Below are 19,034 nucleotides of genomic sequence, written 5' to 3' on the forward strand. Positions count from 1 at the left end.
CGCAATCTTACAAGGAGCACACGATGAGAACTCTGCAATCAGTACCCGCCTTGCTTTCTGCGCTGATGCTGGCCGCCATGGTTGGCTGCGCATCGACGCCGACGGCGGAAAGCACCGGCGAATACATCGACGACACGGTCTTGACCGCCAACGTCAAAGCCGCCATGGTGAACCAGCCGGAACTGAACGCTTCCGAAATCAATGTGGAAACTTACAAGGGCACGGTGCAGCTAAGCGGCTTCGTCTCCTCGCAGGCGGACATTGACAAGGCAGTGGCAGCAGCACGCAGCATCAACGGCGTCAAAAGCGTTACCAACGACATGCGCCTCAAATAAAGGAGAACATCATGAACTATGTTAAACATCTCGCGGCCGTTGCCGCCATCCTGTCCCTGAGTGCTTGCGCGGGCATGTCCCAGCAAGATAAGAACACCGCCGTCGGCGCAGCCGTGGGCGGCGTGGCCGGTTCGGTCCTGACCGGCGGCAGCACTGTCGGCACCGTCGGCGGCGCGGCCGTGGGCGGCGTGATCGGCAACCAGGTCAGCAAGCCGCCGCGCTAATCCGCAGCAGGCAAGCAAAAAGGACTTCCTTGGAAGTCCTTTTTTTTTACAGGAACACGTTGGCCATGCCGATGCTGCCGGTGTCCTTCACCATTTCGTAGCAGCGGCAGGACACCGCCTCCAGCCCGGCCGAATCGAGGATCTCGATATTGCCGCGGCTGTAGGTGATCAGCTTCTGGTTTTGCAGCGCGCTGGCCGCCTTGGTCACGCCGACGCGGCGCACGCCCAGCGCGTGCGCCAGGAACTCGTGCGTCAGGTGGAATTTTTCGGATTGCAGGCGGTCGCGCGTGATCAGCAGCGAACGCGCCAGGCGCGCCTCCAGCACATGGAAGCGGCTGCACACGGCGATCTGGATGGCCTGCGCCAGCAGGGTGTCGGTGTAGCGGTACAGCAGGCGCTGCAGCGACTCCATGCGCGCGAACTCGGCGCAGAAATCGGCCGCGTGGATGCGGCTGGCGTGTCCGGCCCGCTGCACCACCGCGCGCACCTGCGCCAGCTCGTGGCCCAGCGCCACCGACGACCCTATCATGCCCTCGCGCCCGACCGAACCCACCTCCAGCGTCATGCGGCCTTCGGCCACGGCCAGCAGCGAAATCAGGCTATCGCTGGGAAAGTAGATGTACTGGATGGCCTGGCCCGGCTCGTACAGCACGTCGCCCACGTCCGCATGCACCTGCTCGAAAAATGATTCCAGGTGCAGCAAATCGTCTTCGGGCAGGCTGGCCAGCAGCCGGTTGCCAAAATCGGGCGGCGGCATGCTGCTGTGGGCGGTGGCAAGGGTCAGGTCCATGGGTTCGGCGGAACAGTTAGCTTTTCTTCATCATGAAATCAAGGGTAACGGCATTGAATTCCCATGTATGTACGCTGACGCACTGAACTACCAGCCCGGTGCGGCGAAAATCCCGTGCATCAGACTGATAAGGACAACAACCATGAACACCAACGCCATCCGCACCAACCACCCGCTGCTGCTGACCGCCGCCATCGCCGTCATCCTGTTTTGCAGCGTCGGCATCGCAGCGCTGATGGGCTGGCTGCCCAATTCGAACAGCAGTCCTGCGCCGCAGGCGCTGGCCGCCGCGCCCCTGGCGCCGCAGCCCGCCAGCGACGCGCCCGCCTCCTATCCCGGCTACCATCCCGGTCCCGGCCCAGGCTCCAGCCTGACCCCGGTGCCACCGCCGGCCGGCAACGCCTATGCCAGCACCGAGCCCGAGCGCATTGCCGGGCGCGGCTATGAACGCGCCCCCGAGCGCGCCCCCGAGCCGCAGCGCGTGGCGCAGGCCGAACCGGCCGCGCCCGCCGTCTGCAAGAGCTGCGGCGTGGTGGAATCGGTGCGTGAAGTGACCACCCGCGCGCAAGGCAGCGGCCTGGGCGCCGGCGCCGGCGCCGTGGTCGGCGGCCTGCTGGGCCACCAGATCGGCGGCGGCCACGGCCGCCAGCTGGCCACCGTGGCCGGTGCCGTGGGCGGCGCCGTGGTCGGCAACCAGGTCGAAGGCAATATGAAAGCCACGCGCAGCTACACCATCAAGGTGCGCATGGACGACGGCAGCTACCGTACCTTCCACCGCAGCGCCCCGGGCTGGCAGCAAGGCGAACGCGTGCGCGTGGTGAAAGGCGAGCTGCGCCATGGATGAGAAATAAATAAGACTTTATGTACGGCACCGTACAGATCGGCCAGCCGCATCCGCCGATACTGACAACTCCTAAATCAACATTGAGACGAGAGGACCACTATCATGCTATACACTATTGCTGTAGTACTCATTATCCTCTGGCTGCTGGGCCTGGTGACTTCTTATACCGTCGGCGGCTTTATCCACATTCTGCTGGTAGTGGCGATCATCATGATCCTGCTGCGCCTGATAAGCGGACGCGGCATTTAGCGATAAGGAAAGGCTATGAATCCAATCAGCATCAACGGCAGTAAAAAAGCCCTGGCGGGCGCGATGGCGCTGGCCATCGCCTTCGCCAGCACCGGCTGCGCCGACATGTCCGCTACCCAGCGCGGCACGGCCACCGGGGCCGGGGCGGGCGCGGCGCTGGGCGCCCTGATCGGCGGCACCACGGGCAGCCACAGCAGTGGCCGCACGGCGGGCGGCGCCCTGATCGGCGCGGCGGCCGGCGCGGTCATCGGCAACATCTGGTCCACCCGCATGGAGAACCAGAAGCGCGCCATGGAGCAGGCCACGCAAGGCACCGGCGTGCAAGTCAGCAAGACCGACGACAACCGCCTGCGCCTGGAGATTCCAAGCGATATCTCCTTCGACACCGGCCGCGCCGACATCAAGTCCAACTTCCGTCCCATCCTGGACCGCTTCGCCACCACGCTGAACGAGAATCCTGCCGCCACGGTCAGCATCATCGGCCACACCGACAGCACCGGCAGCGACGCCATCAACCAGCCCTTGTCGGTGGACCGCGCATCGCACACGCGCGACTACCTGGCTGCGCGCGGCGTCTCGCCGACCCGCATCGTGGTGGAAGGCAAGGGTTCGCGCGAGCCGATCGCCTCCAACAACGACGATGCGGGCCGCGCCCGCAACCGCCGCGTGGAGATCTTCGTCGCGGAACCGCAAAGCCGGGGCTGATTGGGGTATGCTGGCGGCTACGCAACCGGGAGCCGCCATGCCTGCCATCTGTCCTCTTCTCCGCCTCATCCCGGCCGCAGCACTTGCGGCCGTTTTCATTTCCCCCGCCGCCGCGCAGACCATCCGCCCCGGCCTGTGGGAGATCACCAACAAAATCCACAGCGCCAAGGGCGGCAACGCCAGTGCCCTGGCCGCAGCGCAAAAGCAGCTGGCCAACCTGCCGCCCGAGCAGCGCCAGATGGTGGAAGCCATGATGGCCAGGCAAGGCGTGGCCCTGTCCGCCGGCGCCGACGGCGGCATGAAGCTGACCTACTGCGTGACCAGGGAAATGGCGGAGAAAAAGGAACTGCCCGCCGGACAGCAAGGGGACTGCAAGACCAGCCAGACGCCCATCCCGGGCGGCATGAACATCAGTTTCACCTGCACCCGACCGCCGTCCAGCGGCACCGGCCAGGTGCTGTTCCAGGGCGACAGCGCCTACACCATGCGCATGAACGTGACCGGCACGATGCAGGGCCAGCAGGAGAGCATGACGGTGGACAGCACCGGCCGCCTGCTCAGCCCTGTGTGCACGCCCAAAAACTGATCAGTTGGCGTCCATGAAGGCGAAGTACAGATCGCGCGCCTGCGTGGCCACCGGGCCGACCGGCAGCGCGCGGTCTTCGTAGCGTACGCACGGCGTCACCTTGCCGTAGTTGCCGGTATTGAAGATTTCCACCGCCGTCAGCAATTCCTCCGGCTTCACCGAGCGCTCTTCCACCGCCACGCCCGCCTCGCCCAGCAGCTTGATCACGCGCGCGCGGGTAATGCCGGACAGGAAAGTGCCGTTCGGCACCGGCGTCACCACCTTGCCTTCGGGCGTGACGAAGAACAGGTTGGCCGTGGCGAACTCCGCCACGTTGCCCTGGCTGTCCACCATCACCGCATTGTCGTAGCCGCGCTCCTTGGCCAGGCGCAGCGCCTTGGTCGAGTTGGCGTACAGCGCGGACGCCTTTGCATCGGCCACCGCCATGTCCGCGTCCGGGCGGCGCAAGGTGGACAAACAGGCCGAGAAGCCGGTGAACGGCGGCATGGGCGCATCGAACAGGGTCAGCGCGAACGCCGATTTTTCCGCCACCGGGATCAGCAAGCCGTCGGTGCCGAACACCAGCGGACGGATATACAGCTCCGCATCGGCCGGGAACCTGGCCACGCCCTCGCGCACCAGCTGCTCCATCTCATCGACGCTCAGCGGACAGACCAGGCCGACGCTGGTGGACGAGCGGATCACGCGCTCCAGGTGCGGGCGCAGGTCCGGCATATGGCCGCGCACCGAGCGCGCGCCATCGAAAACGGAAGAGCCGAGCCAGACGCTATGGTCCATGGCGCCGAACAGCGGCGCGTTACCCTCGCTCCACTGGCCGTTGAAATAGGTGAGATACATGAAGAAGTCCGAACGGTTGTTGATCACAGTCTTCGACTGTAGCACAGCCGGTCAGAACGAGTGGCGCAGGCCCAGGTTGATGCCGCTGTTGCCCTTGCCCCGGTCGGTGGCGTTGCCCACCGTGTAGCCGGCGCCGTTCTTGTTCTTGATCCTGGCGTAGGCCGCATACAGGCTGGTGCGCTTGGACAGCGCATAGGTCATGCCGGCCGCGACCTGGTCCGCGTCCTGGTTGGCCAGCGTGCGGTCGTTCTTGTGAATATAGGACACCATGAAGGTCGCCGCCCCGCGCGGCACGGCAATGCCGGCCAGGATGTCGTGGCTGTCGGTGGACGGCGTGGGCGCCACCAGCGCGCCATAGGGATTGTTCGCATCCCACGGCGAGCTGCCGATGCCCCGGTTCACCCCGTAGGCCGCGTACAGCGTGGCCGCCTTCAGGTTGAAATTGGCCGCCACCAGCGTATTGCGCGACGAGTAATCGACTGCCGGCACCACGCCGGTGGCGTCCGACAGATTGTTCTTGCGCTGGTGCGCCACGCGCAGCATGAACGGCCCGTGCTCATAGCCTATGGTGGCGCCGTAGGCCCGGTTGTAGCGCGTGCTGTACGGCGATTCGCCGAAACTGTAGATGGCGCTGGCGCTCCAGCCGCGCACCTGCGGCGTGGCGTACTTGACGGTGTTATCGTAGCGCTTGGTGGTATAGCCGGCCAGGTTGGTCGCCGTGCCCGCCATGCCGCCGCGGAACGGGTCCGCCACGTCGATCAGCGTTTCATACTGCAGGTTGTACTGCCGGCCCAGCGTGATGGCGCCCCAGCGGCTCTCCACGCCGACAAAAGCCTGGCGCCCGAACAGCCGGCCCTCCTCCGACTGGCCGGTATCGGCGCCCACGCCCGCTTCCAGCGTGTACACGGCGCGCACGTCGCCGCCCAGGTCCTCCTTGCCCGTCACGCCCAGCCGCGAACCGCTGGCCACGCCGCTGCTGACCTTGGTCTTCGCGCACGCCGCGCCGCAGCCCCGCTCGGCCACCAGGCCCGCGTCCAGCACGCCATACACGGTGACGGACGACTGCTCCTGCGCCAGCACGGCCAGCGGAGAAACCAGGGCAAGGGTGCAAAATACGGTTTTCATGATGACTACAGCGTACGCCCCGGCCTGTCCGGTTTCTGTGCGGACGCTCACATTCAAACCGGTCAATTGTCGTCCGGTTGATATACATCATGGCGGGAGAGGTATAGTTTAGAAAAAACTACTCACTATAAGCCCGGAGACACACCATGAATACCGTAGCAGCCCAATACGCCAGCAAGCGCATGTCCGCCAGCGATGCCGTCCAACAAGTCCGTGACGGCGACTTCATCATCGTGCCGTCGGGCGCCGGCGAGCCGCCCACCTTGCTGACCGAGCTGTCCGAACAGCGGCGGCGCTTCCGCGACGTCAAGGTTTCGCAGATTCTCGCCCTTCGCAAATACGCCTATTTCGACTGCGACACCGTGCAGCACGTGCGCCATGTCGCGCTGTTCTTCGGCGGCGCCTCGCGCGCGGCCGGCCAGGCCGGCTGGGCCGACTTCATCCCGGCCTACTTCTCCGAGCTGCCCAGCCTGATCGAGCGCGAGCACATCCCGTCCGACGTGGTGTTCTCCATGGCCTCGCCGATGAACGAGCAAGGCTGGTTCTCGCTCAGCCTGGGCGCCGACTACACCATGGCCGCCGTGCAGAAAGCGCGCGCCGTGGTGCTCGAAGTCAACCCCAACGTGCCTTTCGCGCACGGCCAGTGCCACGTCCACATCTCGCAAGTGGCGGCGCTGGTGGAAAGCAGCGACCCGATCTTCGAAGTGGGCCTGCCGAAAATCGGCCCGGTGCAGGAAGCCATCGGCAAATACGTGGCCGACATGATAGAGGACGGCTCCACCCTGCAGATCGGCTACGGCGGCATCCCCGACGCCGTGGTGATGCAGCTGACGTCCAAGCGCGACCTCGGCATCCACACCGAAATGATAGGCGACGGCATCCTCAACCTGGTGGAAGCCGGCGTGGTCACCAACCGCAGGAAGACCTGGCTGCCGAACAAGATGGTGGCCACCTTCGCGCTCGGCTCCAAGCGCCTGTACGACTACATGCACCACAACCCCATGCTCGAGATGCACCCGGGTCAACACCACCAACGACCCCTACATCGCCGGCCAGAACGACAAGCTGGTCGCCATCAATGCCAGCCTGCAGGTTGACCTGCTTGGCCAGTGCGGCTCCGAAAGCATCGCCCACCTGCCCTACTCCGGCACCGGCGGGCAGGTCGATTTCGTGCGCGCCGCCAACCGCTCGCGCGGCGGCAAAGCCTTCATCGTGCTGCCCTCCACGGCCAAGGACGGCACCATCTCGCGCATCGTCCCCACGCTCACGCCCGGCACCCACGTCACCACCGGCAAGAACGACATCAACTACGTGGTGACCGAATACGGCGTGGCCCAGCTGCGCGGCAAATCCGCGCGCCAGCGGGCCGACGAGCTGATCAGCATCGCCCACCCCGACTTCCGCGCCGAGCTGCGCCAGGCCGCCGCCAAGATCAACCTCTGCTGAGTCCCCTCCATCCCCGAAAATGGGGTCAGGGTTAATTAATTTTCCAGGAAAATTAATTAACCCTGACCCCATTTTCGGGGTAACTTTGCGCTGGGGAAATGTGCGGTTGCAGCATTTCGGGTAGACTATGGGGATGCTTAATATTCTTGAAAGCATCTCCGATGCGACCACCAGCATCGATACGCTGGTCAAACTATTCAATACGCTGCGCCCCAGGCGCCCTGCCGACGCGGCGCAGGCGATTGCCAATGTCCGCACCCTGACCCGCTTGCTGAAAGCCGATCCGGCCCACGCGCAGGCGCTGCGCGATTATGTGCTGCGCCTGCTGAACGCGCGCCGCCACTCCAGCCTGTACACCGAGATCGGCGTGCTGTCGAACGATGGCTTCTTTACCGAACTGAAGCGCCGCATCGCCTACCGCCTGCTGCCGCCCGCGCTGGGCGACGAGTACCTGAGCGACGCCCTCGACCAGCTGGCCCACGAGGAAACCGATTACATCTGGATCAGCGCCATCCCGGCTGCCGACTGGCTGGACCTGTTCGACACCATCTTCACCGCCGTGCCCGGCATGCGCAACGTGATGCTGGCCGGCCTGCTGGACGCGGTGCGCACCCTGTCCTACCGCGTGGCCGCCATCGGCCTGGAACCGAAGCTGACCAACTTCCACACCGAAATCGAAGTCTTCGATTCGCCGTTCACCGAACAGAACCGCGAAGTGAACGCCTACCTGGAAGGCTACGCGCGCCTGCTGGCCGGCGAAACCGAACAGGTGGAGGATGCGGCCCACCTGCTGGTGATGCTGGACCAGTGCGATGCCGTCGTCGCCAAGATCCGCAAGAAGGCGCTGGCGCAGGGCACCAGCATCGCGCTGACCTATCTGCTGGTGACGCTCACGCAAAGCATCGACCGCCTGCGCAAGCTGCTGTTCCTGGTCGACACCTCCGGCGGCCTGCTGGACGCGCCGGCCAGCGAGCGCCGCGCCGCCGGCGTTGCCCTGATGCTGGAGCTGATCGAGGCGCACAACAAGAAGTACACCGTGCGCGACTTGCTGGCCGACAATATCCACCTGTTGGCGCGCAACGTCACCGAGAATGCCAGCCGCACCGGCGAGCACTACGTGGCCGACAACCGCGGCCAGCTGGGCGGCATGTTCCTGTCCTCGGCCGGCGCCGGCCTCATCATCGGCTTCATGGCGCTGTTCAAGATCCTGATGTCCTACCTGCGCGCCGCGCCGCTGGTGGAAGCCTTCCTGTTCAGCATGAACTATTCGCTGGGCTTCATGTTCATCCACCTGCTGCACTTCACGGTGGCCACCAAGCAGCCGGCCATGACGGCCTCGCGCATCGCCACCGGCCTGCAGAGTCGCGACGGCAAGTACCTCGACATCGACAGCATGGCCGAGCTGGTCAACAAGGTATTCCGCACCCAGGTGTGGGCCGTGCTGGGCAACCTGGCCACCGCCGTGCCCACCGCCTGGCTGATCGCCTGGGGCTGGCAGCGCATTACCGGCCACCACCTGGTGACGCCGGAAAAAGCCATGCACCTGCTGCACGACATCGACCCAGTCGGCAGTCCGGCCCTGCTGTACGCGGCCGTGGCCGGCGTATGCCTGTTCCTGGCCGGCCTGATCTCGGGCTATTACGACAACAAGGCGCTGTACACGCGCTTTGCGCAGCGCATCTCGCAGCGGCGCGGCCTGGGCCGCCTGATCGGCCAGAAGCGCCTGGACCGCCTGGCGGTCTACCTGGAGAACAACCTGGGCGGCCTGATGGGCAATTTCTACTTCGGCATCCTGCTGGGCACCATCGGCACGCTGGGCTTCCTGCTGGGCCTGCCACTGGACATCCGCCACGTAACTTTCTCCTCTGCCAACTTCGCGACAGCAATTGTCGGACTGGATCACAATGTCAGCTGGCAACTGGTGTTGAAGTCCGTCTCGGGTTTCCTCGCTATCGGCGCAGTCAACCTGCTGGTCAGCTTCGCGCTGGCACTGTGGGTGGCGCTGCGCTCCCGGCAGGTGCGCTTCAAGCATGGCTTTGCCCTGCTGAAAGCGCTGGGACGCCGCTTCATCGCGGCGCCGGTCGATTTCTTCCTTGGGGCCAGGGATACGGCCCCCATATTGCCGGATGAGACAACGATGAAGAGATAGATCATGACACTGCGAAGCGCGCGCTGCTGGCTGGCTGCCATCCTGACTTGCTGGTCCCTGGTGGCCTGCGCTTCGCTGCCGACGGTGGAGGTGGACGACGCCAAGGCCAAGGCTGCCGCGAGCGCCGCGCCGCGCATCGAGACCGCCAACGGCAAGCTGTCCTCCAACAACAGCGAGGCGCTGCTGAAAAAGCGCTGGGCCAAGGGCGCGCTGGACCTGGCGCAGCAGGCGGCGCTGGAAGAAGCGGCCACCGGCGTGCCGCTCATTGCCGGCAACAAGGTGCAGCTGCTGTTCGACGGCCCGGCCACCATGAAGGAGATGATGAAGGCCATCGACGGGGCCAAGAACAACATCAACTTCGAAACCTATATCTTCGACGAGGATGAACTGGGCAACCAGTTTGCGGACCTGCTGCTGAAGAAGCAGGCCGAGGGCGTCACCGTCAACATCATCTACGACAGCGTGGGTACCCTGGGCGTGCCGCAAGCCTTCTTCGACCGCATGCGCGCCGGCGGCATCAAGCTGGTGGCGTTCAACCCGGTGAACCCGGCCAAGGTGCGCGGCAACGGCTGGAAGGTAAACAACCGCGATCATCGCAAAATCCTCATCGTGGACGGCAAGATCGCCTTCACCGGCGGCATCAACATCAGCGACACCTACTCGAAAAGCTCGCCGTTCCGCTCCAAGACCAAGCCCACCGACAAGTCCCAGGTCGGCTGGCGCGACACGCACGTGAAGATCGAAGGCCCGGCCGTGGCGGCGTTCCAGTGGCTATTCATCCGCGCGTGGACCGCGCAGGATACGGACGACCTGCGCGAGGCCGACTACTTCCCGACGCCGGTGATCGCGGGCGACCGCATCGTGCGCGTGCTGGGCAGCGCGCCGGGCGGCAAGTTCGAAATCTTCAAGGCCTACCTGCTAGCGATGCAGGAGGCGAAAAAATCCATCCACATCACCATGGCCTATTTCGTGCCGGACGAGCAGACCATGAGCGCCTTGACCGATGCGGCCCGGCGCGGCGTGGACGTGCGCCTGGTGCTGCCCAGCGTGTCCGACAGCGGCCTGGTATGGCACGCGGGGCGCGCCAAGTACGACGAGCTGCTGGAAGCCGGCGTGAAGATCCACGAACTGAAACTGGCCGTGCTGCACGCGAAGACGGCCGTTATCGACGGCGTCTGGTCCACGGTCGGCTCCACCAACCTGGACACCCGCAGCTTCCTCCACAATAGCGAAGTGAGCGTGATCGTGATGGGCGACTCCTTCGGCGCCGAAATGGAGCGCGCCTTCCAGGAGGACTTGCGCAACTCCACCGAGATCAAGCTGGATCAGTGGCGCCACCGTCCATGGAGCATGCGCATGAAAGAGTGGTCGGCGCGCTTCATGGATTACTGGCTGTAGGCGGCAACGTGCGCCTTGAGCGCGCGGAAACTCACGCCCCTGTCGTCACCCAGCAGGAAGGCGTGCACGCCGCGCACCAGCCACGCCGCATGCTGGCCGCCTTCGCGCGGGATGGCGCAGAACGGCACCTTGCGCTCCCTGCACGCGTCTGCCACGCGGCCGATGGCGGCCTGCACCTGCGGATGCTGCGCCTGGCCGGGAAAGCCCAGCGATTGCGACAGATCGATGGCGCCTTCCAGCACCATGCCGATGCCGGGCACGGACAGGATCGCATCGATGTTCTCCACGCCCTGCGCGTCCTCTATCATCGCCACCACCATGATTTCGCGGTTGGCCAGCTCGAAATAGTCGGTCAGCGGAATGGCGCCAAAGCCGGTGGTACGGCCGCCGCTGATGCCGCGCTGGCCCAGCGGATGGTAGCGGCTGGCCTGCACGGCCGCGCGCGCATCGTCCGCGGTGCACACATGCGGCACCACCACGCCCAGGGCGCCGGCGTCCAGCACGCGCGTGATGGCCGCCGCCGTGCAGGCCGCACCGCCTGCGCTTCCTCTTCCGCTTCCTGCACCACCTCCGGGCACCCGCACCAACGCCGGCAGGCCCGCGCACTCGGCCGCCCGCAGCATGTGCTCCAGCGTCTCCGGGTTGACGCAGGCATGCTCCATGTCGAGGATGACGAAGTCATAGCCCGCGTGGCCTATCATCTCCACCATCAGCGCCGACGGCATGGAATTCAGCAGCCCGTGCACGACGGCGCCTTCGGCCAGTTTCTGCTTCAGGCGGTTAGGCTTCAGCATGGAGATACCATTGCTGCGGATGCTGGTGGCGCAGGAAGTCGTGGTGCGAGATATGCCAGGCGTAGGCGCCGGCCAGCGGGAATACCAGCACGTCCCCACAGCGAACGCGCACCACCGGCGCATCGAAGGCCAGCACGTCTTTCGGCGTGCACAGCTGGCCCACCACGCTGACCGCCGTGTCGTGCGCCTGCGGCCGCGCGTACGGGTAGGGCCACGCTTCCACCGGCATCACGTGGAAGGGATGGCTGTGGCCTTGCGCCGGCGGCGTGCGGAAGTGGTGCGTGCCGCCGCGCCCGACCACGAAAGTCTTGCCGTAGCTTTGCTTGATGTCGATGACTTCCATGGCGTAGTAGCCGCAGCAGGCGGTCATATAGCGTCCCAGCTCGAAGCGCAGCTTCACGCCCGGCATGGCTTCCCGCTGCATCAGGCGCGCCAGCTCGCCGCAGAAGCCGTCCCAGTCGAACTGCGCCTGCCCCTCGCGGTAGTTGACGCCGATGCCGCCTCCGACGTTGATGTGGCCGATTTTCAGGCGGTACTGTTCGCACCACTGGCGCACCTGGCGCAGATAGCTGGCCATCAGCTTCAGGTGCGCGTCCGCGTCCAGCTGGTGCGACAGCAGGTGGAAGTGAAAGCCGCGCAGTTCCAGCTGCGGATAGTCGCGCAGCCGCGCCAGCGCGGCCGGCAGATCGGCGGCGGGGATGCCGAAGGGCGTCGGCTTCCCGCCCATCATCAGGCGCGTCTCAGTCAGGCCGTCCAGCGCCAGGTTAATCCGCAACAGCACCGGCACGCGGCCGCCCGCTGCGGCGCCCTGCCCCTGCCCCTGCCCCAGCGTCGGCTGCGCGTACCGTGCCGCCAGGCTGCCCAGCCGCTCGATCTCGTGCAGGCTTTCGAGGTGTACGCCGTCCACACCCAGCTCCAGCACCGACTGCAGTTCGCTATCCAGCTTGCCCGGCCCGCTGAAGATCACCGGCGTGTGTGGGAAATGTTCCCTCACCCACGCCAGCTCGCCGCCGGACGACACCTCGAAGCCGTGCACCAGCGGCGCCAGCGTGCGCAGCACCGGCAGCTCCGAGTTCGCCTTGATGGCGTAAAACAGTTCGCACTGGTGCGGCAGCGCAGCGACGGTCCTCTTCGCATGCGCGCGCAGCGCCACCATGTCGTACACATAGGCGCACAGCGGCTCGCGCGCCGCCTGCGCCCCTTCCAGCCCGGCGCGCAGGCGGTTGAACACCGCATCCATCCTCAACTCCATGCCGCCTCCCGCACCGCCATCGGGTTGCCGACGGGGACATAGGTGGTGGCGCGGTCCGCCCGCTTGAAGAAGCGGTTCAGCAGATTGGTCTTACCCGGCAAGGGCGCGCCGGCCAGCAGTTCGCCGAGGCGCACGGCCGACTGGGCGTCGCCATGCAGCTTCTGGTAGCGCTCGACATGCTGCCGCACCACGGCCCACAAGCGCTTGCGCAGCAAGGCGTCGCTGCCGGCCAGCTGGTCCACGGCCTCGCAGAAGTTGTTCACGAACAGGCAATAGGCAACGCGGTTCCAGCCCAGGTCCGCGCTGTACCACAGCGCCGTGCGCGCCGCCTCGCTGACGCCGTGCAGGTCGCCCGCGCTGTAGCGCTCGCGGGTCAGCTTCACGCCTTCGAAGTCGCGCAGGAAGACCTGGCACGGCATGCCGTCCGCCACGCCCACCAGCACGTTCTGCAAATGCGGCTCGAAGATCACGCCATGTGCGAAGTAGCAATACAGAACCGGATACATCAGCTCTTCCACATAGTGCGAGAACCAGCGCTCCGCCATCGCGGTATCGCCCGCGCCGGTGGCCACCGCCGCGCCGCCGCGCGCCTGCGCCACCAGTTCCCGCAGCCGCGCGGCGCCGTGCACATGGTTGCCGAACAGCGCGCCTGCCAGCAGCGGCACGGCGCCGGGACGCAGGAAGTCCTGCCAGCCGCGCCGCAAGATCATGCCGAATGCTTCGCTCACTTCGCGGTCGCCGGCCGCGTCGCCGGAGTTCAGGTCCACGCTCATGAAGGCCGGCTCCTCCAGCACTTCCAGCCCGGCGAAGCGCTGCTTCAAGTCCGGCATCAGCCCGCGCATGATCTCGCTCACCTGCAAAGCGCCTTCCAGCTCGTAGTGCGCGTTCTTGCGCACGCAATTGGTGATGCGGATGTTCAGCGAACACTTGTAGAAATACTCCTGGTCCGGGTGGTACAGCGTACGGATGGACGAGGTGGGGAAATACTCGGCGCCCTGCGGGCCGAGGTAACGCAGCCTGCCCTGCTCCAGCGCCGCCGTCACGAGCGGATGCTCCAGCAGATGGCTGGCCTGCCACGGATGCACCGGCAATAGCGCATAGCTGTCGTCCGGCGCCAGGCCGGCAGGCGCCTGCGCGGCCACGATCTCGTCGCAGCTGCGGTCCAGCAGCGAGCGCTGCATCAGGTGCTCGCGCTGCACGGCGAAGTAGTGCAGCGGGAAGCGCGCGCCGGTTTCGGGCGAATAGCGCAGCATGTCGGCGTGGGTGACGGCCTGGCGGCTTTTGGGTGCGGGGTGGAAGGGATGGCCGAACAGCAGCGACTGCTCGGAGGCGATGAAGGCCTCCGCCGGCTGCGCAGCGAACGGGCCGGGATCGGCCACCGCCAGCACGGCCGCCGTCACGCCAACGCTGTCGCGCATCTGCTGCATCAGCTCCTCGTTATGGCCGGTGCCTGTCTGCTGGCCCAGTTCGCGCAGCAGCGTGGCGGCCAGCGCTTCCCAATCCAGTATCGCCCACGGCTTGCCGTCGATCTTGGCGTAGAACGCCGAGGTGTAGCTGAAATTTCCCGTCTCCGACGGCGCGGCGACGGCCACCAGCAGCCGCGCACGGCTGTGCGGCAGCGAGATGTGCAGCACGCCGGGGCCTGCGGCCACGCCAAGCGCGCCCGCAGCATCCGCAGGTGCCGCCGTACCGGCCACGGCGGCACGCAGCGCCATGCGCAGCGACTGTGGCCAATCGTCCTGTGCGCCGGGCAGGCCGACGGCAAGGTGTCCGCCGGGCGCCGCCACTTCGCGGCAGTAGCAGTTCAACAGGGTTTCCATCGCGCGGCGCGCCGCGTCCAATTGTGCGTCCTGCTGCGCGTTCACGGTAATCACTTTCATGGTTTCTCCAATGCGTATTTTTGAGTGGGTACGCTGGCCAGTGCGGCGGCGTACATGCCGCATGCGAGCATGACGGCAGCGCCCACGATGAAGGGCGCGCGCAGGCCGGCTTGCTGCACCAGCAAGCCGGCGGCGAGGCCGGCCGCGACGGCGCCCCATTTGGAACTGCTTTCGAACCAGCCGAAGGTATGGCCGGCGTTGTCACGCTGGACCAGGCTGGCGATCAGCCCATGCAGGGCCAGATAGGCCAGCGTCATGCCGAAGCCCATCAGCAGGCGCCATGCGCCCAGCAGCTGCCAATGCGCGCCGCCGCTCCAGGCCTGTCCGGCCAGCGCCAGCGACAACAGCAAGCAGGCGCCTGCCATCGTCGCCAGCAGGTGGCTGCGCCCCAGCCAGCGGCTCAACGGCACTGCGCACAGCAGGTAGACCAGGTGTGGCAAGCCAAACAGCAGCCCGGCGGCGGCAGGCGTGGCGCCGCCCGCCGCATGCAGGCCAGCACCGGACGTAGCAGCGGAGGCAGCAGCGATCGGAGCGGCAGCGCCCGCGCCGGCGTTCACGTAGCTGACGAAGTACGGCATGGTGGCGACGGTGGCAAACACGAACAGCCATTGCAGCAGGTAGACCTGGCGCGGCGTGGCGGCGACTGGCGCCGTACCTGCCGCCGTACCTGCCGCACCTGCCGCTCCTGCCGTACCTGACCTATCCGCAGCGCCAGACCTTGCTGCCTGGGCAGCGTTGGCAGCCCTCGTCGCTGCGCCGCCGCTGGCAGGCAGCAGCCAGATGCCGAGCGCGGCGAGCAGCGGCAAGGTAGCCAGCCAGCGGTACAGCACCAGCGGCGAGCCGGTCTGCATCAGCAGCCAGCCCAGTCCCAGCGGCGCAATCACCAGCGCGGCGCGGGCCGACCATTGCATCAGCGTCAGGCTGCGCATCAGGGCCGCGCCGCTCACCACTGTGGCGAGGTAGGCGTTGGAGGCCGAGAACGTCCCGCCCAGCAGCCCTTGCAGCACCAGGGCCGCGACGAACCACTCCACACTGGGCGCAAAGCTGGCCAGCAGGAAGCTCGCGGCCAGCCCAAGCTGGGCGCGCAGCAGCAGGCGCTTCTTGCCGTAGCGGTCCGCCAGCTTGCCCCACCATGGGCTGCTGAGCGCCGTGAAAAAGGTCGGCACCACGTACAGCCAGCCGGCGAGGAATGGCTGGCCGCTGTGCAACGCCCCTTCCAGGATCAGCGCGAAAAACGGCGGCATGCCGAGCGCTGCAAACGCCGCTACAAAGTGGCACAGCATGACGGTGCCGACTACCAGCTGCGGGCGCGTGCCGCCCGCGTCTACCGCTCCGCTCATGCCGCCCTCAGGAAGTTGGGCGCGCTGCGGCCGTAGTACTTGTTCACGTCCGCCGCGCCGGTCTCGCTCTTGTCCGACAGCGTGGCGGCCACCAGCAGGCATTTCAGGTACAGCTGTTCGTCCTCCAGCAGCACGCGCCGCGCCAGCGATGCATCCTCGCCCTCGGCTTCCAGCTGCGCCAGCACGCGCTCAACGCAGGCGCGCACGCGCCGGTGCAGCGCGGCCGGTTCTACCTTGAGCGCTTCCGCGTAACGTTCCGCCAGCACGGCGATATTCAGCTGCAACGTGATGGTGATGAACATCTGCGCCAGCGGCAAGGCGTCGTCCACCGCGATGCGCTTGTCCTGCAAGCCCTCAACGTGCACGGCCAGTTCCGGCCAGCGCCGCGCCAGCTCGCCGGTGTGGATGCGGGCGGCGTCGTTGTCCTTCAGCAGCAGGCGCAGGCGCTGCTCCTCCTTGCCCAGCACAAGCACGGAATTCTGCTGGTTCGATTCCAGCGCCACGCCGTAGCGCAGCCACAGCGTCAGGTGCAGGCCCAGTGTCAGGTCCAGGTAATCATCGAAGAAGGTCCGCAGGTCGCCGCCGTAATAGCGCTGCGCCAGTTCCTGCGCCACGATGCCGCCCTGCGGCGCGGCGGCGGTGAGCGCGGCGACGGCTACCACGGCGCAGCCTTGCAGCGTGGCGTCCGGATAGCGCCGCAGTATGTAGCCGAGGAACATGCGGTGATCCGCATGCGCGCCGGCCTGCTCGTCCGTCAGCAGCAAGCGCTGCGCATAGGCCGGCTCGCGCGCGGCGATGGCGCCCAGCAGCGTCTGGATGCTGTGGCCGTCGCGGATGGTGCTGGGCTTGATGGTGCGGATGTTCCTGGCGCCCAGCGTGCGTATGGTCAGCGGCACTTTCAGATGCCACTCCGGCGCATCCAGCAGCATGACGGTGCGGACCGACAGCGTGGGCGCTACCGTCAGCCACGGCAACGGCGCAAGGACGGCCTGCGTGGCCAGGCCACAGCCTTCCAGCATGGCGTCCAGCTGTTCGCCCCAGACGAAGGGATGGACCGGCAGCAGCGCGTGGCTGTCCGCCAGCTCCGGCGCCAGGCCGACATCGGCAAAGCGCGGCCATGCGGCGGGCCAGCCGCAACCTCGCTCTCCCGCCGCACCCCGCTCCCCCGACGCGGCCGCGCCTTCCGCAAACACCAGCTCGCGCGGCAGCGCCAGCCAGCGCAACTGGAACGGCTGCTGGCACTCCGGCCCGTAGGCTTCCAGCGCGGCGCGGTCGAAGCCCAGCTTGGCGCGCGCCGTGGGATACAGTGGATGGTCGTGGAAGGCCGCTACCCTGTCGTAATGCAGCAGCGACGCGCTCCAGTGCAGTTGCTGCACGTCCGGCTTGTGCGTGCGCAGCGTGCCGAACCAGCGTTCGCGCTCGGTGTCCGCAATGCGGCGGTGCTCCACCGCCAGGCTGCACTCGGCTGCGAACGACAAGAACAGTTCCTGCGCTTGCGGCGCCAGGCCGCGCGCGAAGCAATCCAGGATGCCGTCCAGCGCCAGCAGCTCGGTGTAGCCCACGCCCTCCTGCCACAGCAGCGGCGCGGCCGTGCTGCGCCACTGCTGCATGAAGCGCGCCGGCTGTACCGGTATCCACAGCACGCCGCCCTGCAAATGGGGCAGCCGCAGCCACTGCGCGCCGGCCGGCCGGCTCCAGGCGCCCGGATAGCCGGCCAGTTGCTCGGCACCGGCCAGCGTGGCCTGGCTGACGCAGCCGCGCACGTCCTCGCGCAGCAGCGCGTCCAGCACGCGCTGGCGGATATAGCTCTCTTCCTCCCGCATATTCACGGCCGCGCTCAGCGCGCGCAATGCACTGCCGCGCTTCACGCTGCGATCTCCCACGCCAGGCCAGCGCTGACGCGGTCCATGGCTGCCGCCAGGCTGTGGGCGTCGCTGCCCGTGCCGCGCAAGACGCCCAGGTAGTCCTTGTTCGAGTTGCTGAGGCGGATCTGTTCGCCCTGTTCGCGCAGCGGCTGATAGTGCCACTGCACGCCGTCGCTGCCGGCGCGGAAGGCGGACGGCGACGCGGCCAGCCGGCCCTCTTCGGATGCGGTGAAGTAGCGTATCAGCGCCGCATTCTGCGCCGGCTTCAAATCCGGCAGCGGCTGGCCCAGGTACAGCCGCAACACGGTCTCGAACAGCGGGATGTCCAGCGTGTCCTGCAGCAGGAACTCACGGTAGTCGCCGATGTTGCGGTAGTTGATCTCGATCAGGCGCGGCCCGGTGGGACTGAGCACGAACTCCGTATGGCAGGCGCCGAAGCCGATCCCGAAGCGTTCTATCATGCGCACCACCTGCGCCTCCTGCTGCGCCGTCAGCCCGGTGCCCCAGCGCGCCTCCAGCTCCACGAAGTACGGCGGTGGCGACAGGCTGACCTGGAAGCCGCCCAGCACGCACAGGCGCTCGCCGTCGCCCAGCGTCTCCAGCGTGTACAACGGACCTGGGATGTATTCCTCCAGCAGCAGCGGCGCGCCCGATTGCGATTGCCAGATGGCGGCGCACTGCGCGCGCAGCTCGTCCTCAGTGGCGGCCAGTGTCACCTGCTGGCTGGCCACGCCTTCGCGCGGCTTGACGATGCACGGATACAGCACGTCGTCCGCGAGACGGTCCAGGTCCTGCGGGCCGCAGGCCAGGCCGAACCACAGCGGGTCCAGCCCCTCCTCCTTCAGATGCTCGCGCATTTGCGCCTTGTTCTTGGCGCGGTAGGTCACGTGCCAGTCCTTGTGCGGCAGGCCGAAATAGTCGGCCGCCACGGCGGTGCTGGTTTGCAGGTGGTCGCTGTTTGAAAACAGCGCGGCCGGAGCGCTGGCGCGCGCGCTGAGCGCGTCGATCACGGCCAGCGGATTGAATACGTCGCAGGCGACGATTTCGGCGGGATAGGCGGGCAGGCAGGCCTGGTTGAAATGCTTGCGGTGGGCGTCCGCATGGTCGCTGAGCAGCACCACGTTCAGGCCCAGGGCCTTGGCTGCGGGCAGGAAGCCCAGGTTGACGGAATCGGTAGGCACATGGGCCAGGATGATCAAGTCTTGCATCGTGTTC

The 19,034-nt window shown here is 66.7% G+C and carries 17 protein-coding genes and 1 pseudogene; 9 read left to right on the plus strand and 9 right to left on the minus strand.

The window, feature by feature from the left end; genetic code table 11:
• The first annotated feature begins 23 nt into the window (after positions 1–23).
• Together ACFJI2_RS17495 and ACFJI2_RS17500 are read left to right on the plus strand one after the other, a co-directional pair.
• Complete coding sequence (locus ACFJI2_RS17495; RefSeq protein WP_377701165.1) at positions 24–335, plus strand: BON domain-containing protein; 312 nt, start codon at positions 24–26, stop codon at positions 333–335.
• 11 nt (positions 336–346) lie between these two features.
• Positions 347–559 carry a glycine zipper 2TM domain-containing protein gene (locus tag ACFJI2_RS17500; protein ID WP_377701166.1) on the plus strand — a complete coding sequence of 71 codons (213 nt, stop codon included), beginning with the start codon at positions 347–349 and terminating at the stop codon, positions 557–559.
• 46 nt (positions 560–605) lie between these two features.
• Here the strand turns inward: ACFJI2_RS17500 and ACFJI2_RS17505 are convergent, their stop codons facing one another.
• A complete protein-coding gene (locus ACFJI2_RS17505; RefSeq protein ID WP_377701168.1) occupies positions 606–1,349 on the minus strand; it encodes a Crp/Fnr family transcriptional regulator in 744 nt (247 codons plus the stop codon).
• Between the two features lie 142 nt (positions 1,350–1,491).
• Between ACFJI2_RS17505 and ACFJI2_RS17510 the strand changes: the two genes are divergently transcribed.
• The 4 genes from ACFJI2_RS17510 to ACFJI2_RS17525 all read left to right on the plus strand — a co-directional run bounded on the left by ACFJI2_RS17510 (position 1,492) and on the right by ACFJI2_RS17525 (position 3,733).
• Entirely contained in the window at positions 1,492–2,193 is a 702-nt protein-coding gene (locus ACFJI2_RS17510) for a glycine zipper 2TM domain-containing protein (RefSeq protein ID WP_377701169.1), read from the plus strand.
• Between the two features lie 102 nt (positions 2,194–2,295).
• Positions 2,296–2,442, plus strand: coding sequence for a lmo0937 family membrane protein (locus ACFJI2_RS17515; protein WP_107870886.1), 147 nt, complete (start codon positions 2,296–2,298; stop codon positions 2,440–2,442).
• Between the two features lie 63 nt (positions 2,443–2,505).
• Complete coding sequence (locus ACFJI2_RS17520; RefSeq protein WP_377705858.1) at positions 2,506–3,147, plus strand: OmpA family protein; 642 nt, start codon at positions 2,506–2,508, stop codon at positions 3,145–3,147.
• 37 nt (positions 3,148–3,184) lie between these two features.
• Positions 3,185–3,733: a DUF3617 domain-containing protein gene (locus tag ACFJI2_RS17525; protein WP_377701170.1), complete on the plus strand. Its 549-nt coding sequence runs from the start codon at positions 3,185–3,187 to the stop codon at positions 3,731–3,733.
• On the opposite strand, the gene ACFJI2_RS17530 is transcribed toward ACFJI2_RS17525, so the two are convergent.
• Both ACFJI2_RS17530 and ACFJI2_RS17535 read right to left on the minus strand, forming a co-directional pair.
• Complete coding sequence (locus tag ACFJI2_RS17530; RefSeq protein WP_377705859.1) at positions 3,734–4,570, minus strand: branched-chain amino acid aminotransferase; 837 nt, start codon at positions 4,568–4,570, stop codon at positions 3,734–3,736.
• 51 nt (positions 4,571–4,621) lie between these two features.
• Positions 4,622–5,695: a porin gene (locus ACFJI2_RS17535; RefSeq protein ID WP_377701171.1), complete on the minus strand. Its 1,074-nt coding sequence runs from the start codon at positions 5,693–5,695 to the stop codon at positions 4,622–4,624.
• A gap of 146 nt (positions 5,696–5,841) precedes the next feature.
• On the opposite strand from ACFJI2_RS17535, the pseudogene ACFJI2_RS17540 reads away from it, so the two are divergent.
• The 3 genes and pseudogenes from ACFJI2_RS17540 (at position 5,842) to cls (ending at position 10,688) form a co-directional block, all read left to right on the plus strand.
• Positions 5,842–7,141 (plus strand): annotated as a pseudogene (locus tag ACFJI2_RS17540) (acetyl-CoA hydrolase/transferase family protein).
• Between the two features lie 133 nt (positions 7,142–7,274).
• Complete coding sequence (locus ACFJI2_RS17545; RefSeq protein ID WP_377701172.1) at positions 7,275–9,290, plus strand: site-specific recombinase; 2,016 nt, start codon at positions 7,275–7,277, stop codon at positions 9,288–9,290.
• Between the two features lie 3 nt (positions 9,291–9,293).
• Complete coding sequence (gene cls, locus ACFJI2_RS17550; protein ID WP_377701173.1) at positions 9,294–10,688, plus strand: cardiolipin synthase; 1,395 nt, start codon at positions 9,294–9,296, stop codon at positions 10,686–10,688.
• Here cls and ACFJI2_RS17555 read toward each other — a convergent pair.
• Genes ACFJI2_RS17555 through ACFJI2_RS17580 form a run of 6 tightly spaced genes read right to left on the minus strand, consistent with a single transcriptional unit; the run spans position 10,676 to position 19,027 of the window.
• Positions 10,676–11,482, minus strand: a complete 807-nt coding sequence (locus tag ACFJI2_RS17555) for an HpcH/HpaI aldolase/citrate lyase family protein (protein WP_377701175.1) — start codon at positions 11,480–11,482, stop codon at positions 10,676–10,678. The genes cls and ACFJI2_RS17555 overlap by 13 nt on opposite strands.
• Positions 11,469–12,734 carry a type III PLP-dependent enzyme gene (locus ACFJI2_RS17560; RefSeq protein WP_377701176.1) on the minus strand — a complete coding sequence of 422 codons (1,266 nt, stop codon included), beginning with the start codon at positions 12,732–12,734 and terminating at the stop codon, positions 11,469–11,471. The genes ACFJI2_RS17555 and ACFJI2_RS17560 overlap by 14 nt, the downstream gene beginning before the upstream one ends.
• Entirely contained in the window at positions 12,725–14,614 is a 1,890-nt protein-coding gene (locus ACFJI2_RS17565; RefSeq protein ID WP_377701177.1) for an IucA/IucC family protein, read from the minus strand. The genes ACFJI2_RS17560 and ACFJI2_RS17565 overlap by 10 nt, the downstream gene beginning before the upstream one ends.
• On the minus strand, positions 14,611–15,954 hold the full coding sequence (locus tag ACFJI2_RS17570) for an MFS transporter (RefSeq protein ID WP_377701178.1): 1,344 nt from the start codon (positions 15,952–15,954) through the stop codon (positions 14,611–14,613). Before ACFJI2_RS17570 ends, ACFJI2_RS17565 begins: the two co-directional genes overlap by 4 nt.
• Positions 15,951–17,822 (minus strand): IucA/IucC family protein, encoded by a 1,872-nt coding sequence (locus tag ACFJI2_RS17575; RefSeq protein ID WP_377701179.1) that lies wholly within the window; start codon positions 17,820–17,822, stop codon positions 15,951–15,953. The genes ACFJI2_RS17570 and ACFJI2_RS17575 overlap by 4 nt, the downstream gene beginning before the upstream one ends.
• Complete coding sequence (locus ACFJI2_RS17580; protein ID WP_377701180.1) at positions 17,819–19,027, minus strand: acetyl-CoA carboxylase biotin carboxylase subunit family protein; 1,209 nt, start codon at positions 19,025–19,027, stop codon at positions 17,819–17,821. The genes ACFJI2_RS17575 and ACFJI2_RS17580 overlap by 4 nt, the downstream gene beginning before the upstream one ends.
• Positions 19,028–19,034: the final 7 nt, after the last annotated feature.

The organism is Pseudoduganella sp. UC29_71, assembly GCF_042693265.1.
GTDB lineage: Bacteria > Pseudomonadota > Gammaproteobacteria > Burkholderiales > Burkholderiaceae_D > Rugamonas.